The sequence below is a fragment of the Histophilus somni genome (genome assembly GCF_014202395.1).
Lineage (GTDB): Bacteria > Pseudomonadota > Gammaproteobacteria > Enterobacterales > Pasteurellaceae > Histophilus > Histophilus somni.
In genome coordinates this window covers 144,594-169,866 of record NZ_JACHGQ010000005.1, presented here as the reverse complement: position 1 = coordinate 169,866, position 25,273 = coordinate 144,594, and the positions used below count along the sequence as shown (strand labels likewise).

The 25,273-nt window shown below is 36.5% G+C and carries 21 protein-coding genes; 11 read left to right on the top strand and 10 right to left on the bottom strand.

Going from position 1 to position 25,273, the window contains the following annotated elements:
- Positions 1-3: 3 nt before the first annotated feature.
- The gene (yejK, locus tag HNR69_RS04825; RefSeq protein ID WP_075293690.1) at positions 4-1,017 is read right to left on the bottom strand and encodes a nucleoid-associated protein YejK; all 1,014 of its coding nucleotides are present in this window, start codon (positions 1,015-1,017) and stop codon (positions 4-6) included.
- Positions 1,018-1,134: 117 nt separating this feature from the next.
- On the opposite strand from yejK, the gene HNR69_RS04820 reads away from it, so the two are divergent.
- Both HNR69_RS04820 and HNR69_RS04815 read left to right on the top strand, forming a co-directional pair.
- Positions 1,135-1,356: a YejL family protein gene (locus HNR69_RS04820; RefSeq protein WP_011608383.1), complete on the top strand. Its 222-nt coding sequence runs from the start codon at positions 1,135-1,137 to the stop codon at positions 1,354-1,356.
- 1 nt (position 1,357) lies between these two features.
- Positions 1,358-3,100 (top strand): DUF3413 domain-containing protein, encoded by a 1,743-nt coding sequence (locus HNR69_RS04815; RefSeq protein WP_075293689.1) that lies wholly within the window; start codon positions 1,358-1,360, stop codon positions 3,098-3,100.
- A 214-nt stretch (positions 3,101-3,314) separates the two neighbouring features.
- On the opposite strand, the gene sfsA is transcribed toward HNR69_RS04815, so the two are convergent.
- Positions 3,315-4,031, bottom strand: a complete 717-nt coding sequence (gene sfsA, locus HNR69_RS04810) for a DNA/RNA nuclease SfsA (RefSeq protein ID WP_011608385.1) — start codon at positions 4,029-4,031, stop codon at positions 3,315-3,317.
- A 208-nt stretch (positions 4,032-4,239) separates the two neighbouring features.
- On the opposite strand from sfsA, the gene pntA reads away from it, so the two are divergent.
- From pntA to HNR69_RS04795, 3 genes are all read left to right on the top strand, one after another.
- Positions 4,240-5,772 carry a Re/Si-specific NAD(P)(+) transhydrogenase subunit alpha gene (pntA, locus tag HNR69_RS04805; RefSeq protein ID WP_075293688.1) on the top strand — a complete coding sequence of 511 codons (1,533 nt, stop codon included), beginning with the start codon at positions 4,240-4,242 and terminating at the stop codon, positions 5,770-5,772.
- Between the two features lie 12 nt (positions 5,773-5,784).
- Positions 5,785-7,245, top strand: a complete 1,461-nt coding sequence (gene pntB / locus HNR69_RS04800) for a Re/Si-specific NAD(P)(+) transhydrogenase subunit beta (RefSeq protein ID WP_011608387.1) — start codon at positions 5,785-5,787, stop codon at positions 7,243-7,245.
- An 80-nt stretch (positions 7,246-7,325) separates the two neighbouring features.
- Positions 7,326-8,975 carry a sulfatase-like hydrolase/transferase gene (locus HNR69_RS04795; protein WP_075293687.1) on the top strand — a complete coding sequence of 550 codons (1,650 nt, stop codon included), beginning with the start codon at positions 7,326-7,328 and terminating at the stop codon, positions 8,973-8,975.
- A 368-nt stretch (positions 8,976-9,343) separates the two neighbouring features.
- On the opposite strand, the gene mglC is transcribed toward HNR69_RS04795, so the two are convergent.
- From mglC to HNR69_RS04775, 4 genes are all read right to left on the bottom strand, one after another.
- Positions 9,344-10,354 carry a galactose/methyl galactoside ABC transporter permease MglC gene (gene mglC, locus HNR69_RS04790; RefSeq protein ID WP_075293686.1) on the bottom strand — a complete coding sequence of 337 codons (1,011 nt, stop codon included), beginning with the start codon at positions 10,352-10,354 and terminating at the stop codon, positions 9,344-9,346.
- Between the two features lie 16 nt (positions 10,355-10,370).
- Entirely contained in the window at positions 10,371-11,888 is a 1,518-nt protein-coding gene (gene mglA, locus HNR69_RS04785; RefSeq protein ID WP_075293685.1) for a galactose/methyl galactoside ABC transporter ATP-binding protein MglA, read from the bottom strand.
- Between the two features lie 52 nt (positions 11,889-11,940).
- Positions 11,941-12,927 (bottom strand): galactose/glucose ABC transporter substrate-binding protein MglB, encoded by a 987-nt coding sequence (mglB, locus tag HNR69_RS04780; RefSeq protein WP_075293684.1) that lies wholly within the window; start codon positions 12,925-12,927, stop codon positions 11,941-11,943.
- Between the two features lie 158 nt (positions 12,928-13,085).
- The gene (locus HNR69_RS04775; RefSeq protein ID WP_135026559.1) at positions 13,086-14,084 is read right to left on the bottom strand and encodes a substrate-binding domain-containing protein; all 999 of its coding nucleotides are present in this window, start codon (positions 14,082-14,084) and stop codon (positions 13,086-13,088) included.
- A 259-nt stretch (positions 14,085-14,343) separates the two neighbouring features.
- Here HNR69_RS04775 and galT point away from each other — a divergent pair, with 259 nt between their 5' ends.
- The 5 genes from galT to lnt all read left to right on the top strand — a co-directional run bounded on the left by galT (position 14,344) and on the right by lnt (position 20,205).
- Positions 14,344-15,384: a galactose-1-phosphate uridylyltransferase gene (gene galT, locus HNR69_RS04770; protein ID WP_075293683.1), complete on the top strand. Its 1,041-nt coding sequence runs from the start codon at positions 14,344-14,346 to the stop codon at positions 15,382-15,384.
- Positions 15,385-15,402: 18 nt separating this feature from the next.
- Positions 15,403-16,569 (top strand): galactokinase, encoded by a 1,167-nt coding sequence (gene galK / locus HNR69_RS04765; RefSeq protein ID WP_075293682.1) that lies wholly within the window; start codon positions 15,403-15,405, stop codon positions 16,567-16,569.
- On the top strand, positions 16,563-17,606 hold the full coding sequence (gene galM, locus HNR69_RS04760) for a galactose-1-epimerase (RefSeq protein WP_087437233.1): 1,044 nt from the start codon (positions 16,563-16,565) through the stop codon (positions 17,604-17,606). Before galK ends, galM begins: the two co-directional genes overlap by 7 nt.
- Before the next feature lie 176 nt (positions 17,607-17,782).
- Positions 17,783-18,676 (top strand): CNNM family magnesium/cobalt transport protein CorC, encoded by an 894-nt coding sequence (gene corC, locus HNR69_RS04755; protein WP_075293680.1) that lies wholly within the window; start codon positions 17,783-17,785, stop codon positions 18,674-18,676.
- The gene (lnt, locus tag HNR69_RS04750; protein ID WP_075293679.1) at positions 18,673-20,205 is read left to right on the top strand and encodes an apolipoprotein N-acyltransferase; all 1,533 of its coding nucleotides are present in this window, start codon (positions 18,673-18,675) and stop codon (positions 20,203-20,205) included. Before corC ends, lnt begins: the two co-directional genes overlap by 4 nt.
- A 7-nt stretch (positions 20,206-20,212) precedes the next feature.
- On the opposite strand, the gene HNR69_RS04745 is transcribed toward lnt, so the two are convergent.
- Complete coding sequence (locus HNR69_RS04745; protein WP_075293678.1) at positions 20,213-21,004, bottom strand: TatD family hydrolase; 792 nt, start codon at positions 21,002-21,004, stop codon at positions 20,213-20,215.
- 191 nt (positions 21,005-21,195) lie between these two features.
- Positions 21,196-21,705, bottom strand: coding sequence for a peptidylprolyl isomerase (locus HNR69_RS04740; protein ID WP_011608395.1), 510 nt, complete (start codon positions 21,703-21,705; stop codon positions 21,196-21,198).
- Between the two features lie 138 nt (positions 21,706-21,843).
- On the opposite strand from HNR69_RS04740, the gene cysS reads away from it, so the two are divergent.
- Complete coding sequence (cysS, locus tag HNR69_RS04735; RefSeq protein ID WP_075293677.1) at positions 21,844-23,223, top strand: cysteine--tRNA ligase; 1,380 nt, start codon at positions 21,844-21,846, stop codon at positions 23,221-23,223.
- Between the two features lie 51 nt (positions 23,224-23,274).
- Here the strand turns inward: cysS and HNR69_RS04730 are convergent, their stop codons facing one another.
- Positions 23,275-24,006 carry an epoxyqueuosine reductase QueH gene (locus HNR69_RS04730; RefSeq protein ID WP_011608397.1) on the bottom strand — a complete coding sequence of 244 codons (732 nt, stop codon included), beginning with the start codon at positions 24,004-24,006 and terminating at the stop codon, positions 23,275-23,277.
- Positions 24,007-24,138: 132 nt separating this feature from the next.
- Positions 24,139-25,110 carry an octaprenyl diphosphate synthase gene (ispB, locus tag HNR69_RS04725; RefSeq protein ID WP_075293676.1) on the bottom strand — a complete coding sequence of 324 codons (972 nt, stop codon included), beginning with the start codon at positions 25,108-25,110 and terminating at the stop codon, positions 24,139-24,141.
- Positions 25,111-25,273: the final 163 nt, after the last annotated feature.

Sequence of the window (25,273 nt, the reverse complement as noted above, 5' to 3'; positions counted from 1 at the left end):
AACTTATTCTTTTGTTTGGCGTTGTAGTTGATCGCGTAAATTCGGCGGTAGTCCTGTAATGGTTAAACTATCCGTTGCTTCATCCCAAAATATACGGCTGTTTAATAACTCGGCATCAAAACTTAATGTGATACCTTTTCCTGAGCCGGAAAATTTAGTCAGCGATTTTAATGCAGTACGTACGGGAGGAATATTTTCTTCTAAGCCATAATTTTGGCTGACAGCGAAATCAACAAAAGACTGTTCATTTAGAGTGGGTATATTGGCAGAAAGTTCCCTGACAACGATTTCTTCGCCTACATTTATTTGTCCTTTACAATAATCGAATACTTGTTTTTTGACCGCTTGAGTTTGTTCTTTTGTCAAATCCGCCTGTTGGCAGTAGTCACTAACTGCTTGTAATAAACATTGATTTTGTGCTTGAGGATTTAATCCCTCTTCTGCACCTAAAAAATCCATAAAAAAGTCAGCAATTTTGCGTCCAACTCGACCTTTAATAAAAGTCAGATAACGAGTTGATTTTGCATCTAAATGCAATTCGGTTAAATTAATTCGGCAAGCAATATCAAATTGAGTAATATCAAGATAATGCGTTTGTTTTATTTCCAGATTTTCATCAACCAACATACTATAACGGCTATCTAATAATGCGATGAATAAATAATCTGTTGCGAGAAAATTGTATTGACACAAAATTAACGTGCCATCATTGGCAAAACTGTATTTTCCCAACTCTTGACGTAATAATTCTGCTGATTGATGACTAAATGCCAAGAAATCAATATCGTTTTCCAATGTGCGGTTGAGTATTTGAGCAAAATTTGAGGTTTCTTGGAATACTCCATAGGCTTTTGTTTTATTTTGATACTCTTGATGTAATTGCAACATCATTTGTTCTGTTTCCGCTGTAATTGGTAATAATTCATCACGTAAGTGCGTTTTTAGTTGAACGGTATTTTCATCTTGTGATGTTTTAACCAATTGATGCAAAACAATTTGATTAACTATAATGCTCATTTTGTTCAAATCCTGTTTATGATAAAAATTCTTAATATTATAACCGCACTTTAAGGAAAATATGCTAGTATGTGTCCAAATTATTCGTTTCTATTTATATTTAGCGTACAAAATTAAATGGCAAAAATTTCAAAATTTCAAGATAAACAAGTTGAGGCAATATTGAATGATATGATCGCTGTACTGGAAAAGCATCAAGCTCCGGTAGATCTTTCTTTAGTCGTATTGGGCAATATGGTAACCCATTTGTTAAACAGTAGTGTTGGGTCGCAACAACGTATTGTGTTGGCAAAAGTATTTTCCGATGCTTTAATGAATTCAGTAAAAAATAGTAAATAATATGTTTGGAATTAAAACAAGCAAGCAATATCGTGATGAATTATCTCGTAAGATTACGTGGGGACATTGGTTTGCTTTTTTTAATATTTTGTGGGCAATTGTTATTGGTAGTCGTTATGCCTTTATTATTGATTGGCCGCATACTTTATTCGGTAAAATATATTTTTTTATTAGTTTATTGGGGCATTTCAGCTTCATTGTTTTTGCTCTCTATTTGCTCGCTCTCTTTCCTCTCAGTTTTATTATAAAAAATGAACGCACTTTTCGTGGTATAAGCGTTATTTTAACAACGATAGGTGCAACCTTACTGTTGGTTGATACAGAGGTGTTTTCTCGTTTTAATTTACATCTTTCAACCCTCGTTTGGAATTTGTTGGTTAATCCTGATGATGGTAAGTTATCTTATAAGTGGCAAATATTTTTTGCACCTATGCCATTGATTTTATTTGTTCAAATGCTTTTCTCACGTTGGGCATGGTATAAATTACGCAGTTTAGAGAGACAAAAATGGATTAAAGGTGTTGCTCTTGTATTTGTTGTTAGCTTTATTGCTACACATATTCTTTATGCTTGGGCAGATGCGTATATTTATCGCCCGATTACCATGCAAAAATCGAATTTCCCTCTATCTTATCCAATGACAGCACGTTCATTTCTCGAAAAACATGGTTTCTTAAATAAGTCTGAATATGAAAAAACCTTAAATGAGCAAGGTCGTCTTGATGCGTTAAAAGTGAATTATCCAAAGCAGAAATTGACTTTTTCCGATGAGTTGCCAAAGACGAATATTGTCCTTATCACTATTAGTGGATTACGCCATGATGCAGTTCGACAGGATATAATGCCTAATTTATTTGCATTTTCTGAGAATTCAACTGAATTTACTCATCATTACAGTTCAGGAAACTCTCTTAATCAAGGTTTGACAGGATTGTTTTATGGATTGAATGCTAATTATGCGGACAGCTTACTTAGCAATAAAACAACACCTGTATTAATTGAGCAATTGAAACAAGGAAAAGTGCGGTATGAAATTGGGTTATTCGGTCAGAATTTATCCCGAAGTGCGTTATTGAAGAAAAGTATTTTTGCGAATGAGAAAATAAGAAATGACAGCAACGCATTTACCCAGCGTTTTATTGAGTTTGTTAATACTCGACAACAACAGCAAAAATTATTTTTTGCCTATCTAAATTATTCACTGAACAGCAATTTGACTATTGAACAATATTATCAAAAGTTATCTGAAATTGATGATGAGATTGGTTCGGCATTTAAGTCGATAGATTTTACTCATACCATTGTGATAGTGACTTCCGAATATGGTTATAGTTTTGATTTTTCTGATAAAAAAAGACCAACTAATTATTTTGCAAGAGAAGTAATTCAAGTTCCAATGATTATAAGATGGGAAAATTTACCTATCGGTAAAGTGAATAAATTGAGTAGTCATACCGATTTGGTCCCAGCCTTAATGAAACATATTTTTAAAGTAAAAAATCCAATTAGCGATTTTTCTCAGGGGCAGGATTTATTTGATTTGGATGATAATCGTAGTTGGGTTCTTGCCGGTAATTACCGGTGGAATGTGATCATTACACCGGATGATTCGCAATATCATATTGATAGGAATGGGCATTATCAAAAATACAATCAACATTATCAAAAAATTTCGTCAACACAACCTCCGTTAGGATTATTCTTAGAAGTATTTTCACAGAATACGGCTTTCATCGAAAAATAGATTTATTAGAGGTAAGCCGTTTTTCGAGATGAGAATGCTAAGAGTGGAAGCGTATTCTGTTTTATAAAAAAAAGCGTTTCTTTTGTGGGGGAAGAAACGCTGAAATGTTGGAGTGATTATCTATTATTGTTTGAGTGATATAGATGATAATTGTTCTCAAATAGCTTGTCAATAAATAAATAAAAATTATTATCAATTTTTTTCTTGTCTTTAATTATTCTAGGTAATTCACTAAATTTGTTAGATAAAGTGCGGTCGGTTTTTGATGAGAAAAATCAAATTTTACAGCATAGCTATAAACTTCAACACCTTCTTTAACTGCTTGCTGCAGTAATTCGGCATAATCAGGATCAATAGATTTTGCAACAGTGAAGCGATTAAAACCGTCGTGAAGACCGGCGAAAAAAACGACCGCTCTATGTCCCCGCTTTTTCATTGCTATAAGCTCACGCAAGTGTTTTTGTCCTCTTGTTGTGACGGCATCAGGGAACAAACCGAGATGATTTTTGACAAACGTAACGGATTTTACTTCGACATAACAATCAGGTAAGTTTTTACCTTTGAGTAAAAAATCAATGCGACTATTTTCTACACCATATTTTACTTCAGGCAAAATCTCATCATATTCAGCTAATTCTGTGATGATTTTATTTTGCAAAGCTTCCAACGTTAATTGATTGGAACGGTGAGTATTGATACATACCGTTTGACCGTTTTTGAGTTGGGTTAATTCCCAAGAGTGCGGATATTTTCTCGTTTTGCTGTCAGAAGTAGAAAACCAGACTGTATCGCCTTTTTCACCACATCCTGTCATTGCACCGGTATTGGCACAATGAAGCGTTAAAATTTCACCGTTGTTTAATTCTACATCTGCCAAAAAGCGTTTATAACGGCGAAGTAATGTTGCTGATTGTAAATTCGGTAATTGCATAAAAATCCTTGTTATCCAACAGTTTTAGTAATTTTACCAGCTTTATCTGAAAAAAATTTTGATTGAAGCGATAGTTGAAATTTTTAAGAAAATAGCTTTATTTTTAGCGAATTAGTGGTACATTTACTCCGCTTGACTTTTTGTCATCTTAAAGGATGGGCGATATTATCTCCCAATTTTTTTAATCAATCAATTTGAAGGAAACATTATGTTAATTGGTGTACCTAGAGAACTGCTTGATAATGAAAGTCGTGTGGCGGCAACGCCAAAAACGGTTCAACAAATTTTGAAACTTGGTTTTGAAGTGATTGTTGAGAACAATGCCGGTTTTAATGCGAGTTTTGAAGATCAGGCGTTTGTAAATGCAGGCGCAAAAATTGGTTCGGCACAAGATATTTGGAATGCGGATATTATTTTTAAAGTAAATGCACCGACAGATGCTGAAATTGCACAAATTAAAGAAGGTGCAACGCTTATTAGCTTTATTTGGCCTGCTCAAAATTCAGAGCTAATGGCAAAACTTTCTGCTAAGAAAATTAATGTGTTAGCAATGGATGCTGTGCCTCGCATTTCTCGTGCTCAAGCCTTAGATGCGTTAAGTTCAATGGCAAATATTTCCGGGTATCGTGCTGTTATTGAAGCTGCACATGAATTTGGTAGCTTTTTCACAGGGCAAATTACAGCTGCAGGTAAAGTACCTCCTGCGAAAGTACTTGTTATTGGTGCAGGGGTTGCAGGGCTTGCAGCAATCGGTGCAGCTAATAGTTTAGGTGCGATTGTTCGTGCATTTGATTCCCGTCCGGAAGTAAAAGAACAAGTGAAATCAATGGGAGCGGACTTCCTTGAAATAGATTTCCAAGAAGAGGGCGGTAGCGGTGACGGTTACGCAAAAGTCATGTCAGAAGAATTTAATCGTCGAGCGATGGCACTTTATGCGGAACAAGCAAAAGAAGTGGATATTATTATTACCACAGCAGCGATTCCGGGTAAACCGGCACCACGCTTGATTACTAAAGAAATGGTGGATTCCATGAAACCGGGTAGTGTGATTGTGGATCTTGCTGCACTGACAGGCGGAAATTGTGATTATACGAAAGCCGGTGAAATTGTGGTAACTGAAAATCAGGTGAAAGTCATTGGATATACAGATTTTCCAAGTCGCTTACCGACGCAATCCTCTCAACTTTACGGCACAAACTTGGTTAATTTATTAAAACTTTTATGCAAAGAAAAAGATGGCAATATCCATATTGACTTCGAAGATGTGGTATTGCGTGGTGTAACCGTAATTCGTGATGGCGAGATTACTTGGCCGGCTCCGCCGATTCAAGTTTCTGCACAACCGCAACAAAAAACAACCGCACCTGTTGCGGATAAAAAAGAAAAAACGCCGACGAACCCTAAAGTGAAATATGGGGCAATGGCATTGGCAGGAGCGGTCTTCTTATGGCTTGGTTCTGTTATGCCGGCTGCATTTTTATCGCACTTTACTGTGTTCGTATTGGCTTGTGTAGTCGGATATTACGTTGTATGGAATGTAAGTCATGCGTTACATACACCATTAATGGCAGTTACTAATGCAATCTCGGGAATTATCATTGTGGGGGCATTATTGCAAATTGCACAAGGAAATTTCTTTATCAGTTTGTTGGCGTTCATTGCTATTTTGGTTGCGGCAATTAATATTTTTGGTGGCTTTAAAGTGACTCAACGTATGCTTGCCATGTTTAGAAAAGGTTAAGGAGAGGATGCAATGTCTGAAGGTTTAGTACAGGCTGCCTATATTGTTGCAGCATTACTGTTCATTATGAGTTTAGCAGGTCTTTCTAAACATGAAACTGCTAAAGCCGGTTGTTGGTATGGCATTGTTGGTATGGCAATTGCTCTTGTTGCTACCATTTTTGGACCATATTCACAAGGATTATTCTGGATTATTATTGCAATGGCAGTCGGAGCCGTCATTGGTATTCAACGTGCAATGAAGGTTGAAATGACCGAAATGCCGGAATTGGTTGCAATTTTACATAGTTTTGTTGGTTTGGCGGCTGTATTGGTCGGTTTTAATAGTTTCGGTTTGCATGAAACCGCACAATTTTTGGTACCGGAAGGTGTTGAATATGTCACGGACGCTGCTCAAGCATTATTAGCACAACAAAAAGCGGACTTTGTTGCGGAACAATCTGTATTGGCAACTATTCACAATGTTGAGGTCTTTTTAGGTATCTTCATTGGTGCGGTAACATTTACCGGTTCTATTGTCGCATTCGGTAAATTACGCGGTATTATTAATTCTAAAGCGTTAATGTTGCCTCATCGCCATAAATTGAATTTGGCGGCATTGATTATTTCTGCGTTGTTGATGGTCGCATTTTTAAATTCACCTGATAATATCTTCCCTGTATTACTAATGACAGCGATTGCACTTGCATTTGGTTGGCATCTTGTTGCTTCAATAGGCGGTGCAGATATGCCGGTTGTCGTATCCATGTTGAACTCTTATTCAGGTTGGGCGGCTGCGGCGGCAGGCTTCATGTTAAATAATGATTTGCTCATCGTTACCGGTGCATTAGTAGGTTCATCAGGGGCAATTTTGTCATACATTATGTGTAAAGCAATGAACCGCTCTTTTATCAGTGTCATTGCCGGTGGATTCGGTAATGATGTAGTTGCTTCATCAGAGGCAGAACAAGGTGAACATCGTGAAACAACAGCCGAAGAAGTGGCGGAAATGTTGAAAAATGCAAGTTCTGTTATTATTACACCGGGATATGGTATGGCAGTGGCTCAAGCACAATATCCGGTTGCGGAAATTACAGCAAAATTGCGTGAACGTGGTGTGAATGTTCGCTTTGGTATTCACCCTGTAGCCGGAAGATTGCCAGGGCATATGAACGTATTGCTTGCAGAAGCGAAAGTGCCTTATGATGTTGTACTTGAAATGGATGAAATCAATGAAGATTTTGCGGATACCGATGTCGTATTAGTCATTGGTGCAAATGATACAGTGAACCCTGCCGCCATGGATGATCCGAATAGTCCAATTGCAGGCATGCCTGTTCTGGAAGTTTGGAAAGCGGCTAATGTTGTCGTATTCAAACGCTCTATGGCGGTAGGATATGCTGGTGTACAAAATCCGTTGTTCTTTAAAGAAAATACCCAAATGCTTTTTGGTGATGCAAAAGAGCGAGTAGAAGATATTTTGAAAGCGTTATAACAAGAGAAAAACTGGTATAGAATATAACTGCACTTTGCTAAAATAAAGTGCAGTTATTTTTTTACATTTAGGAATATGTTATGGTGCAATATGCCTTGCTCATTTTGTTTAGCCTTGCTTCAATAATTTTTATTATTAACTCCCATTATCGTTGGACATATTTTTTTGCAATAAGTCAATTTTTGTTATTTATTGGCATTATGTTTACTATTACAGGGCAATGGCAAAGAGCGGTTAATTTTTCTTCTACATTATTCATTGTTTTTGTGTTGTTTCATCGAATTAAAATCCATTTTTATAAGCAACCGCTTTTGATTTCAGATTTCTTTTTAGTCATAGATTGGCGAAATTGGGAAACCTTGTTGCATTATCGTCAGGCTTTTTTTGCTATTATGGGGCTATTGGTTTTGTTGGCTTATGGTATATTCGGTTGGCAAAATACCCCCGCTCTTCCTTTTTATTGGCAGATAATATCAGGCTTAATTTCTATTATTTTAATTGTTTCAATTTGTCACTGTACAAAGAATAAGCAAGCTATCAAGCAATGGTTAGATTCTTTACCTGATGATGGAAGAGATGTATTTCTTAATTTACCTATGTCCTGTCGAGGAATCTTTTATAAATCGCCGGTATTTTCTGGAGGTAGTCAATATTTTCTTGAAAAAGCAGAATCAATTGAAAGCCATAAACAATCAAATTCGGAGCAAAAAGCAGATATTGTAGTTTGGTTACAAGAATCAACGTTAAATCCGCATAGTTTTCTTTTTAAACAGCACAATATTCCACCTATCACAATGTATGAAAATCAAGATGATACAAAATGTAATTCTCATCTGCGAGTACATACCTTAGGTGGTGCAACTTGGAAATCAGAATTTGCATTTTTATCAGGATTGCCCTCAACAGATTTCGGTGCAATGGCAAATGCAGTATTTTATTCTGTCGTTCCTCATCTAAAATACAGTTTTGTTAAAAATTTAAAAGCACAAGGATATTATTGTGTTGCTTTGTCGCCTTTTACGAAAGGAAACTATAATGCGAAATCTGCTTATGATCATTTTGGTTTTGATTTAATGTTACAACCGCAAGATTTAGGCTATCCGGCTCCCATGGGTAAAAATCTATGGACAATCGGTAGTGATGAAATGAGTCAGTATGTTCAGAAAATTCTTGATAAAAAAGATGTGCCTCAACTAAAAGATTTACAAAAACCCTTATTTGTTTATGTATTAACAATGCGTGAACATGGTCCTTATTACAACTGCGGTAATATTTTTCAAATTCAAATGGATTGTGCAACGGAGCGAGGGATCGGGGAATTAAATGATTATATTCAACGGATTGTAAATTTGAATCAAGTTATGGAAGATTTTAATCTTTATATGCAACGGAGAAATAAGCCTTATATTTTAGGTTATTTTGGCGATCATCAAATTTCAATAAAAGAAGCTGTACCAAGTTACAGTTTTAATTATCCTTATCCGGAATATATCACGCAATTTGCGGTTCGCAGTAATTTAGAAACGGATTTTGAAAAGCACGATTTTTTAGATTTAGCATTTATAGCAGGAGCTATTTTAGAAATAGCGGGATTGCCTGTCGATGAATTTATGCAAACAAATATTAAAATGAGAAAATTAAGTGGAGGTAAGTTACAGGACTGTACTGATCAACAATTATTAGAGTCTTATCGCCATTATATTTATTCAGAATTAAAAGTAGCGGAGTAGTTCATTATGAATATGTTGCCTAATTAAAGGCGTTGCTATTAAAAGGTGTAATGAAAAATGGTTGCTAATAATATCTTTCTGAAGTTATTAGCAACTCTTTTTATTTAAAAGTCCTTATTGACGTCCTCCCCTAGCTAAAGCAAGGAGATTCCTACCAGCTCCCATTGCAAGCAATGGCTACTCTCGGAGGGTTTCTGCTGCTGACCGCCAATGCGATTCACTTCACAGACGCTACGGGCACGTCCTGCCCTGATTATGCCGTCATTGAGAGTCTAAAGCGACCTCTGTTAGCAGTAAGAAGTATATCATATTTGTGCCTTATATCTACGCCCTAAAGGACGTGGTTTTACGGCACTGTCTGATAAAAACTATTTTTTCTTCGCATATTTCAAGGAATCAATTGCAACGGCAAAGATAATAATTGAACCTTTGATAATATATTGCCAATATGGATTTACACCAATATAGGTTAAACCATAGTTGATGACAGTAAAAATTAATACACCGGTTACTACGCCTAGTACAGTACCAACACCGCCTGCAAAAGATACACCGCCTACAACGCAAGCTGCAATGGCATCAAGTTCATACATAAAACCTAGATTGTTGGTGGCAGAACCGATACGTCCCGCTTCTAACATCCCCCCGAAAGCGTAGAATATACCTGCAATCATGTAAATGACGACAAGGTTACGAGTAACGTTAACACCCGATACTTTTGCTGCTTCCGGATTACCACCGATAGCGAAAATGTTTTTACCGAAACGTGTTTTATTCCATAGTACCCATACAAAAAAAGAAGCCAAAGCTGCATAGATTGTAATATAGGAAAGCTTGAAAGAACCTATACGGAAAAAGCCTTGAGCAAATGTAGAGAAACTTTCGTTGAACCCTGCAATAGGTGAAGAACCGACAGCATCATAATAGAGAGAGTTAATACCGTAAACGATAATCATCGTTCCCATCGTGGCGATGAAAGGTGTGACATTTAAGAACGCAATTACAACCCCATTTACCAATCCAATTATTGCCCCAATCATACAGACTACTATGATTACAACAGGAATAGGAATTTCACCAAGTTCAGGGAAAACTCTATTTATATTATCCATTGCTTGTAACAGAGTTGCCGAAATAACTGCAGCTAGACCGACTTGACGACCCGCTGACAAGTCTGTTCCTTGTGTAACTAATAAACCTGCAACGCCTAAGGCAATAATTAAGCGAACGGAGGATTGCGTTAAAATATTACTAAAGTTTCTTAAACTTAAGAAACTTGAGTCTTGCATAATAATAATTCCGAGTAAGATCAATAACACAAAATAAATTGCGTTTTGTTTAAGGAAATCTAGCGATTTGTTTTGTTTTAAAGCAGACATAATTCATTTCCTTCCTTTAAAGATATTTTGCCGCAAGTTGTAAAATTTCTTCTTGCGATGTTTTTGCTGTTTCAACAATTTCAGTAACTTTTCCGTTACTCATAACTAAAATACGGTCTGTCACTCCCAATAATTCCGGCATTTCTGAGGAAATTAGAATGATCCCTTTATCTTTTTTTGCCAATTCCATGATTAGCTGATAAATCTCGTATTTTGCACCAATATCAATGCCTCGAGTCGGTTCATCAAGCATCAAAATTTCAGGTTGTGTGAGCAACCAACGCCCAATAATTACTTTTTGCTGATTTCCTCCAGAAAGTGAGCCAATATGGGTTTGATGTGAAGGGGTTTTGACATTCATTGCATCAATAACCCATTGGGTATCACTTTTCATTTTAATGGACTTTAATAAACCAAAATGACCTAAATAGGATTTCATATTAGAAATGAGAGAGTTAAATTCTATGCTCAGATTTGCATAAATACCTGTTGAGCGACGTTCTTCGGTAACGAGAGCAAATCCATTATTAATCGCCTCAAGTGCGGTGCGATTTTTCATTTCTTTGTTATACAATTTAATTGTTCCACTTTTACGCTCACGAATACCGAAAATGGTTTCTACAATATCCGTACGTTTGGCACCAACAAGTCCAGCAATACCAAGAATTTCACCTTTACGCAATTCAAAAGAAACATCTTGAATGGAGGGTTGATTTAATGCTGTCAGATTTTTGACTTCGAGAATAACTTCTTTGGGTTGATTTGTTTTAGGGGGGAAGCGTTGAGTTAGTTCTCTTCCCACCATCATGGAAACTATTTCATCCATGGTAGTTTTTTGTACTTCAACAGTATTAATCCATTTACCGTCACGCAAAATTGTGATTTCATCACAAATTTTGAAAATTTCATCCATTTTGTGTGAAATATAAACGATTCCACAGCCACGTTTTTTTAGTTTTGCAATGATTTTGAATAAATGTTCAACTTCTTTTTCTGAAAGTGAGGAGGTTGGTTCATCCATAATCACAATTTTGGCATTGTAGGAAAAGGCTTTTGCAATTTCAACCATCTGCATTTGTGATACAGATAAATTCGCTACTTTCTCTTTGGGATCAATATCAATACCTAACTCATCAAAAATAGCTTTTGTATCTCGATACATTTTTCCGTGATCAACAAAAATGCCTTTCAATGGATAACGTCCTAGCCATAGGTTATCCATCACATTACGTTGACGCACCAAATTTAATTCTTGGTGAACCATGGATATACCGTTTTCCAACGCCTCTTTTGAGGTTTTGAAATTAATTGGCTTGTTTAAAAAAAGAATATCGCCTTCATCTTTAGCATAAATACCGAATAAGCATTTCAACAGTGTTGATTTACCAGCTCCATTTTCTCCCATTAACGCATGGACTGAGTGAGATCGAATTGTTAAATTCGCTTTATCAAGTGCTTTTACGCCGGGAAAGGATTTACTGACATTTATCATTGTAAGCAGTATTTCGCCACTTTTATGCAGAGTTACTGTCATATCCAACCTCATAGAAAAGGGGAGCATAGATCTCCCCTAATGATTATAACAATTATTTTAAGAATTCATTTAAGTTGTCTTTATCGATGCCGACATAAGGAATACGAACAACACGTTTTTCTAATTTCCATTTTGTTCCTTCTGTTGCAGGTTTATTTTGTGCTAAATTTTTTGCAAGTTGAACCACAGCTTTACCTTGGTTAACACCATCATTTAGTACAGTACCTGCCATTTCACCTTTTTTAATTAACTGTAATACTTCCGGCAAGGCATCGACACCGAAAATCGGCAGTTTTTTCCCATGAGCTTTAGTAGCTTCCAATGCACCCATAGCCATACCGTCATTATTAGAAATAATGACTTCAATTTCATTTGCCTTGGAACTGGATAACCAAGCATCTACTTTATCTTTTGCCATTGCAGCATCCCACATACCGGTATCAATAAATAATTGTTCTGATTGAATACCTTGAGCATTCAGTGCTTCAATTACATATTTTGTACGGGCTTCAGCATCAGGATGACCTGGTTCACCTTTCAATAACACATATTGAATTTTTCCATCTTTATTTAAGTCATAGGCTGGATTTGCTTTCCAATGTTTCGCAATTAAATTACCTTGAATGAGTCCGGATTCTTTAGGATCCGTACCGACATAGTAAGCGTGGTTATAGCTTCCAATTGCTTTTGCTCCGGGATCTTTATTGAAGAAGATAACTGGAATATCCTCCGATTTTGCTTTTTTAATGACAGTTGGTGCAGCGGCAGGGTCAACAAGGTTTATTGCTAATGTTTTAATGCCCTTGGAAATTAATACATCAACCTGATCATTTTGAACAGATTGTGCATTTTGTGAATCATTCATTAACAACTCTAATCCACCTACAGCTTTTGCTTCTTTATCGATTTCTTGACGCATTAACGCCATAAAATTATCGTCGTATTTGTAAATGGTTACACCGATACGATCAGCTGATTGTGCTGAGATTGCACTAAAACCTACAGCTAAAGTTACCGCACTTAATATTGTTTTTTTCATAAAATGCTCCTTGATTGGACTGGAAAATAGATATTCTTATCGATACTTAGCCTATGGTTTGGCAAGCCACGACAAGGATAGCCGAAAATGTGTGACAAGACTGTGATCTGTTTCACATTTATAGAAATTTATGAAAACGATTTCATAAAATAGGAAAATTAAGGACGTTCAACTGAAAAGCGTCGAACTAAAGTTGGATTAAATTGGATATGAACAGGTTCATCAATTTGATTGTCTACTAGACTTAGTGCGAGTTTTGCCGCATAAGTTGCCATTAAATCAATAGGATAGCGTACAGTAGTCAACTTAGGAATTAAATAGCGTGAAATGGGCATATCATCAAATCCAATAATAGAGAATTGTTTAGGAACTTGTATATTATTTTCGTTCAATACGGAAATAGCACCAGCAGCCATACTGTCGTTATACGCAATAACTGCGGTTAAATTTGAGTTATAACTCAATAAATTAATCATCGCATTTTCACCTCCTTCAAAATCAGGTGTGCTACGTGCAATTGCATGTTCAACAGCGTGAAGTTTATGATGTTCTAATGCTTTCAAATAGCCATTAAAACGATCATTTTCATCTGTAATTTGATGATTTGAGCCAATATAACCAATATGCTGATGCCCAAATTTGATCAGCATTTCTGTAGCCAGAAAGGTACCTTTATTATTGTCTAAACTTACACAACGAGTTTCATAACCTTGAATGACACGGTTGATGATTACCATACCGGAAATACGTTCTAAATATTGAGCAAGCTCTTGATCACTTAAAGCTTTTGAATGAACAACTAAGCAACTGCATCGTTTGCACAATAAGGTGTCTATTGCATTTCTTTCTTTTTCCGCATTGTGATAGCCAATGCCGATTAAGATACTTTTTTCATGTTCTTCCGCAACGTTATCTACGGCTTTAACTAAAATTGCAAAGAAAGGATCGGTTACATCAGTAACAACAACGCCGATAGTATCTGTATGTTGTAAGGCAAGAGCTTGAGCATTGGCATTTGGATGATAATTTAATTTTTCGACCGCACTTTGAACCGCTAGGCGTGCTTTTTTACTGGCAGAAGGATGATTATTGAGTACCCGAGAAACTGTCGCAACAGAAACTCCCGCTTGTCTAGCTACGTCATGAATTGTAATCATCTTATTCACCCATACGGTTTAAAATTTGCATGAATTGCCACTTATCATAACCAAATAAATTATGTTTGGAAACGGTTGTTAAACTAAAATAAAAGCGACTTCACAAAATTATTATTTATCTCAATATTTATAATTTAATAATTGTGATATGGATCACAGTTAAACAAAATAGCGATGTGATAGCATAGCTGAAAATTATTTGTAATCGTTTACATTTTTGCGATAAATATCAAGTTTTGAGGGTATAAAAGTGAGTGAAATGACCGAATTTGTTGCGACAGAACATCCGCATCGTCGTTATAATCCTTTGACGGAACAATGGGTTTTAGTCTCTCCGCATCGAGCTAAGCGACCTTGGCAGGGACAACAGGAAAAAATAGCTGATGAAAATAAACCTTGTTACGATTCCGCTTGTTATCTTTGTCCGGGGAATAAGCGTATTACCGGTGAGCAAAATCCGAATTATACGAAACCTTTTGTGTTTAAAAATGATTTTTCCGCTTTATTGGAAGATACTCCTGAACCACTAAAAACGGATGACCCTTTATTTCAATCCAGTCTAGCACGTGGCGAAAGCAGGGTAGTTTGTTTTTCTCCGGATCATAGTAAGACGTTGCCGTTATTAACGGTAGAGGAAATTTTTGCAGTGGTAAAAGTTTGGCAAGAACAGCTGGAGGAGCTTGGTAAAAAATATCAATGGGTACAAATTTTTGAGAATAAAGGTGCGGTTATGGGCTGCTCTAATCCGCATCCACATGGACAAATTTGGGCAAATAGTTTTTTGCCTAATGAAGTTGCTCGGACAGACAAGGCACAACGAAATTACTTCAATAAACAAGGTTCGGTTTTGTTAATGGATTACCAAAAACGTGAACGAGATTTGCAGGAAAGAGTAGTAATTGAAACGGAATATTGGGTTGCAGTTGTGCCTTATTGGGCGGTTTGGCCATTTGAAATATTGTTACTACCCAAAATTCACGTGAAGCGATTAACTGATCTGAATGAGACGCAGGCAAAGGATCTTGCCTTGGCATTAAAAATGATCACAACCAAATATGATAATTTGTTTGAAACTTCTTTTCCTTATTCTATGGGGTTCCATTTTGCACCTTTTAATGGTGAAAAGAATGAACATTGGCAACTTCATGCACATTTTTATCCACCTCTGTTACGTTCGGCAACAGTGCGTAAATTTATGGTCGGCTATGAAATGTTAGGGGAAAGCCAGCGAGATTTAACCGCTGAACAGGCAGCGGCAAGATTGCGTGAATTAGGTGATATTCATTATAAAAATAAATAAATTTGACGGAGTGATAATATGACTCAACAAAATCTAAAGCAACGAGCGAAACAATTATTTAGTGAAAAATTTAACCGCACTTCTGAACTGAATGTCTATGCCCCCGGACGAGTAAATATTATTGGTGAACACACGGATTATAATGATGGATTTGTGATGCCTTGTGCAATTAATTATGGAACGGCGATCAGCGGAGCAAAACGAGATGATCATTTATTTTGTGTATATGCGGCAGATTTACAAGAATATGATGAATTCGATTTAAGTCGACCTATTGAACCTAAAATGGGCACGAAATGGACGGGCTATGTTCGGGGGGTAGTGAAATTTATTCAACTACATTGTCCGAATTTTCAACAAGGTGCGGATCTAGTTATTTGTGGAAATATCCCACTTTCAGCCGGATTAAGTTCTTCTGCATCTTTAGAAATTGCTGTAGGTAAATTTTGTCAGCAACTAGCGGATTTATCTTTAACAAATATAGAAATTGCATTAATAGGTCAGCAGGCAGAGAATAAATTTGTAGGTGCAAATTGTGGAAATATGGATCAATTAATTTCTGCATTGGGTCAAAAAGATCATTTTCTCATGATTGACTGTCGATCTTTAGATATTGTTGCCATACCTGTTCCTGAAAATATTGTTGTGATGATTGTGAATTCTCATGTGAAACATGATTTAGTAAATGGCGAATATAATATACGCCGTCGACAATGTGAAATGGCAGCCCAATTTTTTGGCGTGAAAGCCTTACGTGATGTATCTGTGGAGTTGTTCAAACAAAAGGAAGCAGAATTAACCGCTCTTGATCCTGAAATAGCGAAACGTGCCAAACATGTTGTGACGGAAAATGAGCGGGTTTTACAATCAGTTCAGGCCTTACAACAGGGAGATTTTCAAAAATTAGGGGAATTAATGTATCAATCTCATGATTCCATGCGAGATGATTTTGAAATTACTGTGCCTGAAATTGATTATTTAGTGGAGTTGGCACAGGTCGTTATCGGCAAAAATGGTGGAGCACGCATGACCGGCGGAGGTTTTGGCGGTTGTATCGTCGCTATTGCACCGCAAGACAAAGTGGAGGCAGTACGTCAAATTATTGCAGACAACTATGAAAAACAAACAGGGTTGAAAGAAGATTTTTATGTTTGTACAGCTTCTAAAGGAGTGACGATATGCTAATTGATTGTTTTGAGAAGGAACACAAGCAAGGAATGGCACCGGATGGACAACCTTTTCGTATTTTTACGTTAACTAATACAAAAGGCATGAAAGTGCAAGTGATGGATTGGGGGGCAACTTGGATTTCTTGTCAAGTACCGGTAGGAAAAGAAGTACGAGAAGTTTTGCTTGGGTGTCAGATTAATGATTATCCGATACAACAGGTTTATTTAGGAGCGAGTATTGGGCGTTATGCAAATCGTATTGCAAATAGCCGATTTGAGTTGAATGGTAAACGCTATTTACTTAACGCTAATCAACATCAGCATCAACTTCATGGTGGAAAAGGGTTTCATAATGAGCGTTGGTATTTAGAAAAGTGCGGTGTAAATTCCATCACTTTTTCTCATTTTAGCCCTGATGGAGATCAGGGATTTCCCGGTAATTTACATGCTTTTGTTACTTATTCTTTAAGTGAAACCAACAACGTGAGAATTGAATATGAGGCAATTTGTGATCAAGATTGCCCAATTAATTTGACTAACCATGCTTATTTTAACTTGAATGATGCTACTTTCGGTTGTGATATTCGAGGGCATTCTTTACAACTTAATAGCGATTATTTTTTGCCGGTGGACAGTGCGGGTATTCCTAATGCTAAGTTAAAAGCGGTTGAGGGAACTAGTTTTGATTTTCGTGAGGAAAAACCAATCGGTTTAGATTTTTTACAAGAAGAACAAAAATTGGTAAAAGGTTACGACCATTCTTTCTTGCTTAATCCGGACATTGAAAAACCTTGTGCTATTTTGACCGCACTTGATCGTTCTTTGAGAATGCAAGTGTTGACTTCTCAGCCGGCTTTACAGATTTATACGGGCAATTTTCTATCAGCTACGCCAACTCGCCAAAACGGGCAGTATGCTGATTATGCTGGTATTGCTTTGGAAACTCAATGTTTGCCTGATACACCGAATCATCCGGAATGGTGGAAATATGGTGGAATAACAAAGGTGGGTGAAAAATATTCTCATAAAACGGAATATCAATTTATCCGTTAGATTTTTAAGCAAACTCTATTGAAATTAAGGGGGAGTATTCAAAAAAACTCCCTTATTTTTTTCTATTTCTCGCTTATATTTTTGTTATGTCATACTTTTCCTGATTTTTCCTAGTTATTCGTTACAAAATATGATAATTTTCATGGGTCAATAAGACGGAAACAATATTACAGTTTATGAGTAACGACGAACAGATTAATACAATCACAGAAAATGAAAGTAAGAAAAATTTCTTTCACTCTTTATTTGGACGCTTTTTTCAGGGTGAATTGAAAAATCGTCAAGAATTAGTAGACGTTATCCGAGATTCTGAACAAAATGAGCTCATTGATCAAAATACACGTGAAATGATTGAAGGTGTTATCGAAATCTCAGAATTAAGAGTTCGAGATATTATGATCCCACGTTCACAGATTATTTTTATCGAAAATGATCAGGATCTTGAAGCGTGTCTTGATGTTATTATTGCAAGTGCACATTCTCGTTTCCCAGTTATCAGTGATGAGAGAGATAATATTGCCGGTATTTTACATGCAAAAGATTTACTTAAATTTTTTCGGTCTAATGCGGAGCAATTCGAATTACAAAGTTTATTACGACCTGCCGTTATTGTACCGGAAAGTAAGCGTGTGGATCGAATGTTAAAAGATTTTCGTGCTGAACGTTTTCATATGGCACTAGTTGTTGATGAATTCGGTGCGATTTCAGGTTTAGTTACCATAGAAGATATTTTGGAACAAATAGTGGGGGATATTGAAGATGAATTTGATGAGGAAGATGTGGCGGATATTCGTCAGTTATCTCGTCATACTTATGTAGTACGAGCTTTGACGGATATTGATGATTTTAATGAGCAATTTAAGACCAATTTTGCCGATGAAGAAGTGGATACTATCGGAGGTTTGATTATGCAAGCATTCGGCTATTTACCGAAACGTGGTGAAGAAGTTGTACTGGATAATTTGAATTTTAAAGTTACTTCGGCAGATAGTCGTCGCATTATTCAAGTACGAGTTACTGTGCCTGATGAACAACTTATAGACAGTAAAAAACAGAATAAAGAAGAATGAAAAATTACCTTGTTTATTTCATTGCTATTTTAACTGGGGGAGTGGGCGTATTAGCCTTTTCCCCTTTTGATCTTTGGGCAATCGCCTATCTTTCATTAGCTGGGTTGATTTGGGTTGCTAAAAAATCGCAAAAAAAGACCGCACTTCTAGCCAGTTTTTTATGGGGTTTAAGTTTCTTTGGGATTGGCGTTAATTGGCTCAATGTCAGTATTTATCAATTTGGCGGAACACCGTTAATTGTGAGTTATTTACTGGTCATTTTACTGGCAGGATATTTGGCACTTTATCCTGTGTTGTTTACTTATTTAGTACAACGTTTTAGGGTACAAAGTTTAGCGATATTTCCTGCAATTTGGACATTGACTGAATCCTTACGCAGTTGGGTATTTACTGGTTTTCCTTGGCTACAATTTGGCTATACTCAACTTGACAGCCCATTTGCGAACTTAGCCGCTTTGTTCGGTGTAGAAGGGCTGACTTTTTTCGTGATGTGGATAAGTGCGGTCATTTTTAGTCTTATTTCTCAGCTCATACAATCAAAGAAACAATGGGCAATTATTATTACACATAGTGTATTGCTTGTTGTGATGTTAGGGCTAAGTGCATCCACTGCGTTACTTAAATTTACACAAGAAAATCCACAAAAATCCCTAAATGTTACTTTAGTGCAAGGAAATATTGAACAGCAACTAAAATGGGATCCTGATTATTTTTATCAAACACTCACTATTTACCAACGCTTAATTAACCGGAGTTTAGATGACTCAGATTTAATTATATTGCCGGAAGCTGCCTTGCCGGCCTTGGAAAATCACATTCAACCTTATTTGCAAACCTTACAGCAACTTGCTCAAGAAAAAGGCGTTGAGGTTGTAATTGGAACGATTTATCAAGAGGAAAGTGAGGATAAATTATTAAATTCTATCGTAAATCTCGGTAACGCTGATGAACCTTATCATCTAAACACAAAAAACCGTTATGCAAAACACCATTTAGTTCCTTTTGGAGAATATGTCCCTTTAGACAAAATATTACGCCCGTTAGGTTCAGTTTTTAACTTGCCTATGTCAAGTTTTGCGTCAGGAGACTTTGTCCAAAAACCATTTTTAGCGAAAAATCGCCATTTTACTCCGGCAATTTGCTATGAAATTATTTTTGGTTCTCAACTACAACAAAATTTAACTAAGCAAAGTGATTTTATTTTAACTATCTCAAATGATGCTTGGTTTGGCGATAGTATAGGCCCTTGGCAACACTTGCAAATGGCAAGAATGAGGGCGATTGAACTGGGAAGACCTGTTATTCGTGCAACTAATACTGGTATTACAGCCTTTATTGATGCACAAGGTAAAATAGTTGCACAAGCTCCGCAATTTACTGAAACGACACTGAGACATAAAATCGTTGCAACGGAAGGCATGACTCCCTATGCAATATTAGGAACTAAGCCGTTGTATTTGTTAATCAGTTTATTAGTATTATTTAGAAGTCTAGGTGCATTGATACGCAAAAAATTGACGCAAGGATAGAAAAATATTATTTTGCGAACAGGTTACAGCTATTTTTCCAGATTGTAGATGCGATAAGTTCTGCCGGTTCTTTTCTTAATTGACATAATTCATGGAAAACATGAATAATTCGCTCTGAACGATTGGGTTGACCTTGAAAACCACAAATGGGCATATCGGGACTATCCGTTTCCAGTAATAAACTGTCTAAAGGTAATTTTGCAATAGTATTTCTGGTTTTATTGGCACGTTCATAGGTGATTGTGCCGCCAACACCGATTTTATAGCCTAAATCCACAAAACGCTTTGCTTGATCATAACTTCCGGCAAAACCATGAATTACACCGCACTTATTTACTTTTATTCGTTTCAGAAAAGTGAATAAGTGGTCGTGAGATTGGCGACTGTGCAAGCTGACAGGCAAATTAAAGCGTTGTGCAAAACTGAGTTGAACTTCTAGAAATTCACATTGCTTTTTCCATAATCTCTCGCTAATCAGATCAGATTTTCCTCGTTCCAAACCTATTTCAGCAATTGCTGTACAAGCAGCAGAACCTTGTTCTAACGCTTGGGACAAAATATCTAAATCATTTTTACTATGCTGTTCAATATATAAAGGATGTAAGCCTAATCCATAATACAGCTGAGTCGGGTAAAGTGCGGTCATGTTTACAATATTTTCAAAATCTTGCTGCAATACTGCAACAATCAGCATTTTCTCTACCCCAATTCGGTGAGCATTATGTATGAGTTGAGCTAAGTTTTCCTGAGTAACTTGCTGTACATAATCTAGGTGTATATGAGTATCGAAAAAACGCATAATGATTTGATGATAGCAACTTGGGAACAATATTGGCTACATTACGACGAAATCCTTGATCGACTTTTTGTTGAATGATCAAGGAAATCGTTATCTACAAGATGGGTAAAAATTGTAATATGCTTGAATGTAACACCGCACTTTTGGATGAAAATGTACCGACAATATTTGTCGGGCCACTATCAAAAATATTATTCAATGGTAACAGAAGTAATAATTACATCTTCAACAGGCACATCTTGATGGAAACTTTTGTTTCCTGTTTTGACACCTTTAATTTTATCGACAATATCCATTCCTTCAACGACTTCACCAAATACAGCATAGCCCCATTCTTGCACAACGGTTTTACCAAACATTTCTTTTGCTCGATAATCAAGGAATGTGTTGTCTGCTACATTGATGAAAAATTGAGCTGTCGCCGAATGAGGATCCGATGTTCTTGCCATGGCAATTGTGCCACGTTTATTGCTAAGTCCATTACTTGCTTCGTTTTTAATTGGTGCTTTAGTATTTTTTTCACGCAAGCCACTTTCCATACCACCACCTTGGATCATAAATCCATCAATAACACGGTGGAAAATTGTGTTATTATAGAAACCCTCTTTGCAATATGTTAGAAAGTTTTCCGCTGTAATTGGTGCTTTTTCAAAATTTAATGCTAATTTAATATCACCAAAATTTGTGTGTAATGTAATCATTTTAGATCCTTTGATTTTGTGTTGTTATAATGATGCTTATTATTTCATAAAGTTGCAATAAGTGCTATAAAATCATCACTGAGCGGATTCAGCGTTCTGGTAGATTAACGATTTCATTTAATTATAGAGAACAAACAAATGTTAAAAATTTTTAATACCCTAACACGAGAAAAAGAAGTGTTTAAACCTATTTCAGAAAATAAAGTAGGAATGTATGTCTGTGGTGTAACTGTATATGATTTGTGTCATATTGGACATGGACGCACTTTTGTTTGTTTTGATGTTATCGCACGTTATTTACGTTATTTGGGTTATGAATTGACTTATGTGCGTAATATTACTGATGTTGATGACAAAATTATTCGCCGTGCTTTAGAAAATAAAGAAACTTGCGAGCAATTGGTAGATCGTATGGTTGTTGAAATGTATAAGGATTTTGATGCGTTGAATGTATTACGTCCGGATTTTGAGCCTAGAGCAACACACCATATTGCAGAAATTATTGCACTGGTTGAAAAATTAATTGCACGTGGTCATGCTTATGTGGCGGATAATGGTGATGTTATGTTTGACGTGGAAAGTTTCAAAGAGTATGGCAAATTATCTCGTCAAGATTTAACACAATTGCAAGCGGGAGCAAGGGTTGAAATTTCTGAAATTAAGAAAAATCCAATGGATTTCGTGTTATGGAAGATGTCGAAAGAAAACGAACCCAGCTGGAATTCGCCATGGGGAGCCGGTCGCCCCGGTTGGCATATAGAATGTTCCGCAATGAATTGTAAACACTTAGGTGAGCATTTTGATATTCATGGCGGTGGATCTGACTTAATGTTTCCTCATCATGAAAATGAAATCGCACAATCTTGTTGTGCACATGGAAACCGGTATGTAAATTACTGGATACATTCAGGTATGATCATGGTGGACAAAGAGAAAATGTCTAAATCGTTGGGCAACTTTTTTACTATTCGTGATGTGTTAAACCATTATGATGCGGAAAGTGTCCGTTATTTCTTGTTGACAGCCCATTATCGTAGCCAATTGAATTATAGTGAAGAAAATTTGGATTTGGCACATGGTGCATTGGAGCGGCTATACACTGCTTTGCGTGGCACAGATAAAAGTGCGGTTGCTTTCGGAGGGGAAAATTTCATTGCTCAGTTTACTGAAGCTATGAACGATGATTTTAATACGCCGAATGCTATTTCTGTTTTATTTGAAATGGCTCGTGAAATTAATCGATTAAAAAATGAAGATAAACTGCTTGCCGATGGCTTGGCGGCTCGTTTGAGAGAATTAGCCGGTATTCTAGGTTTATTGGAACAAGATCCGGAAGATTTTCTACAAGCAGGCTCGGATGATGCTGAAATTGCTAAAATAGAAGAATTGATCAAGCAACGTAACGATGCTCGTCAGGCAAAAGATTGGGCGAGAGCTGATGCTGCGAGAAATGAATTGACGGCAATGGGCGTTATTTTAGAAGACGGTTCAAACGGAACCATGTGGCGAAAAATGTAGTGATTGAAAGGGGCGATATTCTCGCCCATTTTGATACGTTACGGTTAGATTTTACTTATCAGCAGAATAATATAATTTACCAATCTCAATTTTCTGACGACCATTTGCTTCACGCCATTTGTTTGTATCTCGTAAAGAATAGACGCAACCGCAGTATTCTTGTTGGTAAAAACGTTCTCGTTTACTGATTTCAATCATTCGTTGCGACCCTCCGCCTTTACGCCAATTGTAATCCCAATAAACCACATCATCATATTTTTCCGCTGCACGATGTCCACAACCATTAATTTGGTTCATATCTTTCCAACGAGAAATTCCTAAGCAACTGGTAAAAACAGGGAAACCATTTTCATGGGCATACTGTGCGGCTTTTTCAAAACGCATATCAAAGCACATTGTACAACGAATACCCCGTTCCGGTTCATCTTCCATTCCTTTTGCACGATCAAACCAATTTTGACGATCATAATCTGCATCAATGAAAGGAATTCCCCATTTCTCGGCGAAGCGAATATTTTCTTCTTTACGAATTAAATATTCTTTTAACGGATGAATATTGGGATTATAAAAGTAAATTGTAAAATCAATGCCTGAAGCATGAATAGCTTCCATGACTTCTCCGGAGCAAGGTGCACAACAAGAATGTAATAACAGTTTATTATGTCCATGTGGTAATTCTAATTTGGGGCGTACGAAAGGTGTATTCGAATTTTTACATTCTTTCTTACGACGCTTTTGTGCATCAAAGTGCGGTTGCTTTTGTTCAAGTTTGGTTCTGTGCATATCTATTTTCATAAGGCTTGTTTGATAACGATTAAATTTAGGGGAATAAATGTTTAATTTCCCACTCAAGTCTAAAAGGTTTTTCATTCAAATCTGATAAGTATTTTTACTACAATACTCAATGTCTAATCATTAATAGTGCCTCTCAACGGATAAATAAGCCAAAGAAATTAATGCTTGCTTATATTGGTTTTCTGGTAAACAGGAAATTGAATCAACAGCTTTTTGAGCCTCTTCTTTTGCTTTACTCATGGCATAATCCAAAGATTTTTGTTCTGTCATAATGGCAAGTACATCCTCCAAAAAATCCCGTTTTCCGCCCTGTTCGATTGCTTCACGAATTAATGCAGATTGTTGTGGTGTACCATTACGCATTGCATGTAATAAAGGAAGAGTAGGTTTCCCTTCAGCTAAGTCATCACCGATATTTTTACCCAAAGTCGCCGCATTTGCACTGTAATCTAACACATCATCAACTAGTTGAAATGCTGTTCCTAAGTATCGTCCATAGTGTTGTAAAGCAATTTCTTGTTCTGCATTACTTTGAGCTGTTATGGCGGCACATTGTGTAGCGACCTCAAACAAGCGAGCGGTTTTACTATAAATCACTTTCATATAATTATCTTCACTTGTCTCCGGATCATTGACATTCATTAATTGTTGTACTTCACCTTCTGCAATGATATTTGTTGCATCGGACATAATTTGTAAAATACGTAATGAATTGAGTTTAGTCATCAATTGGAATGCACGTGTATAAATAAAATCACCTACCAATACACTTGCCGCATTGCCGAATTCCGCATTGGCTGTCGGATTTCCACGACGCATATCGGACTCATCAACGACATCATCATGTAACAATGTCGCCGTATGAATAAATTCAACAAATGCAGCACAAGTAATAGGCTCATCACCTTGATAATTTAGTGCTCTGGCTGCCAACAAAGCAATCATAGGGCGGATACGTTTTCCACCACTTTGAACAATGTAATAACCGAGCTGATTAATCAAAGCAACATCCGAATTAAGTTGTGCTAGAATTGTGGCATTCACTTTATCCATATCTGTTTTAATAAGAGATTGGATTGCATGGATATTCATTGGGTTCATTTTTTCTATCATGCTGAAACTATCATAAATTAAGCTAAAAGTGCGGTTGATTGTACCTGATTTTCTGAGCTTTCTGAAATTAAACTCTATAAAATAAGATTTTTTTATTTTCTTAAAAAGAAAGGCTTGCGAAGAAGCCGTTTTTTTCGTAGAA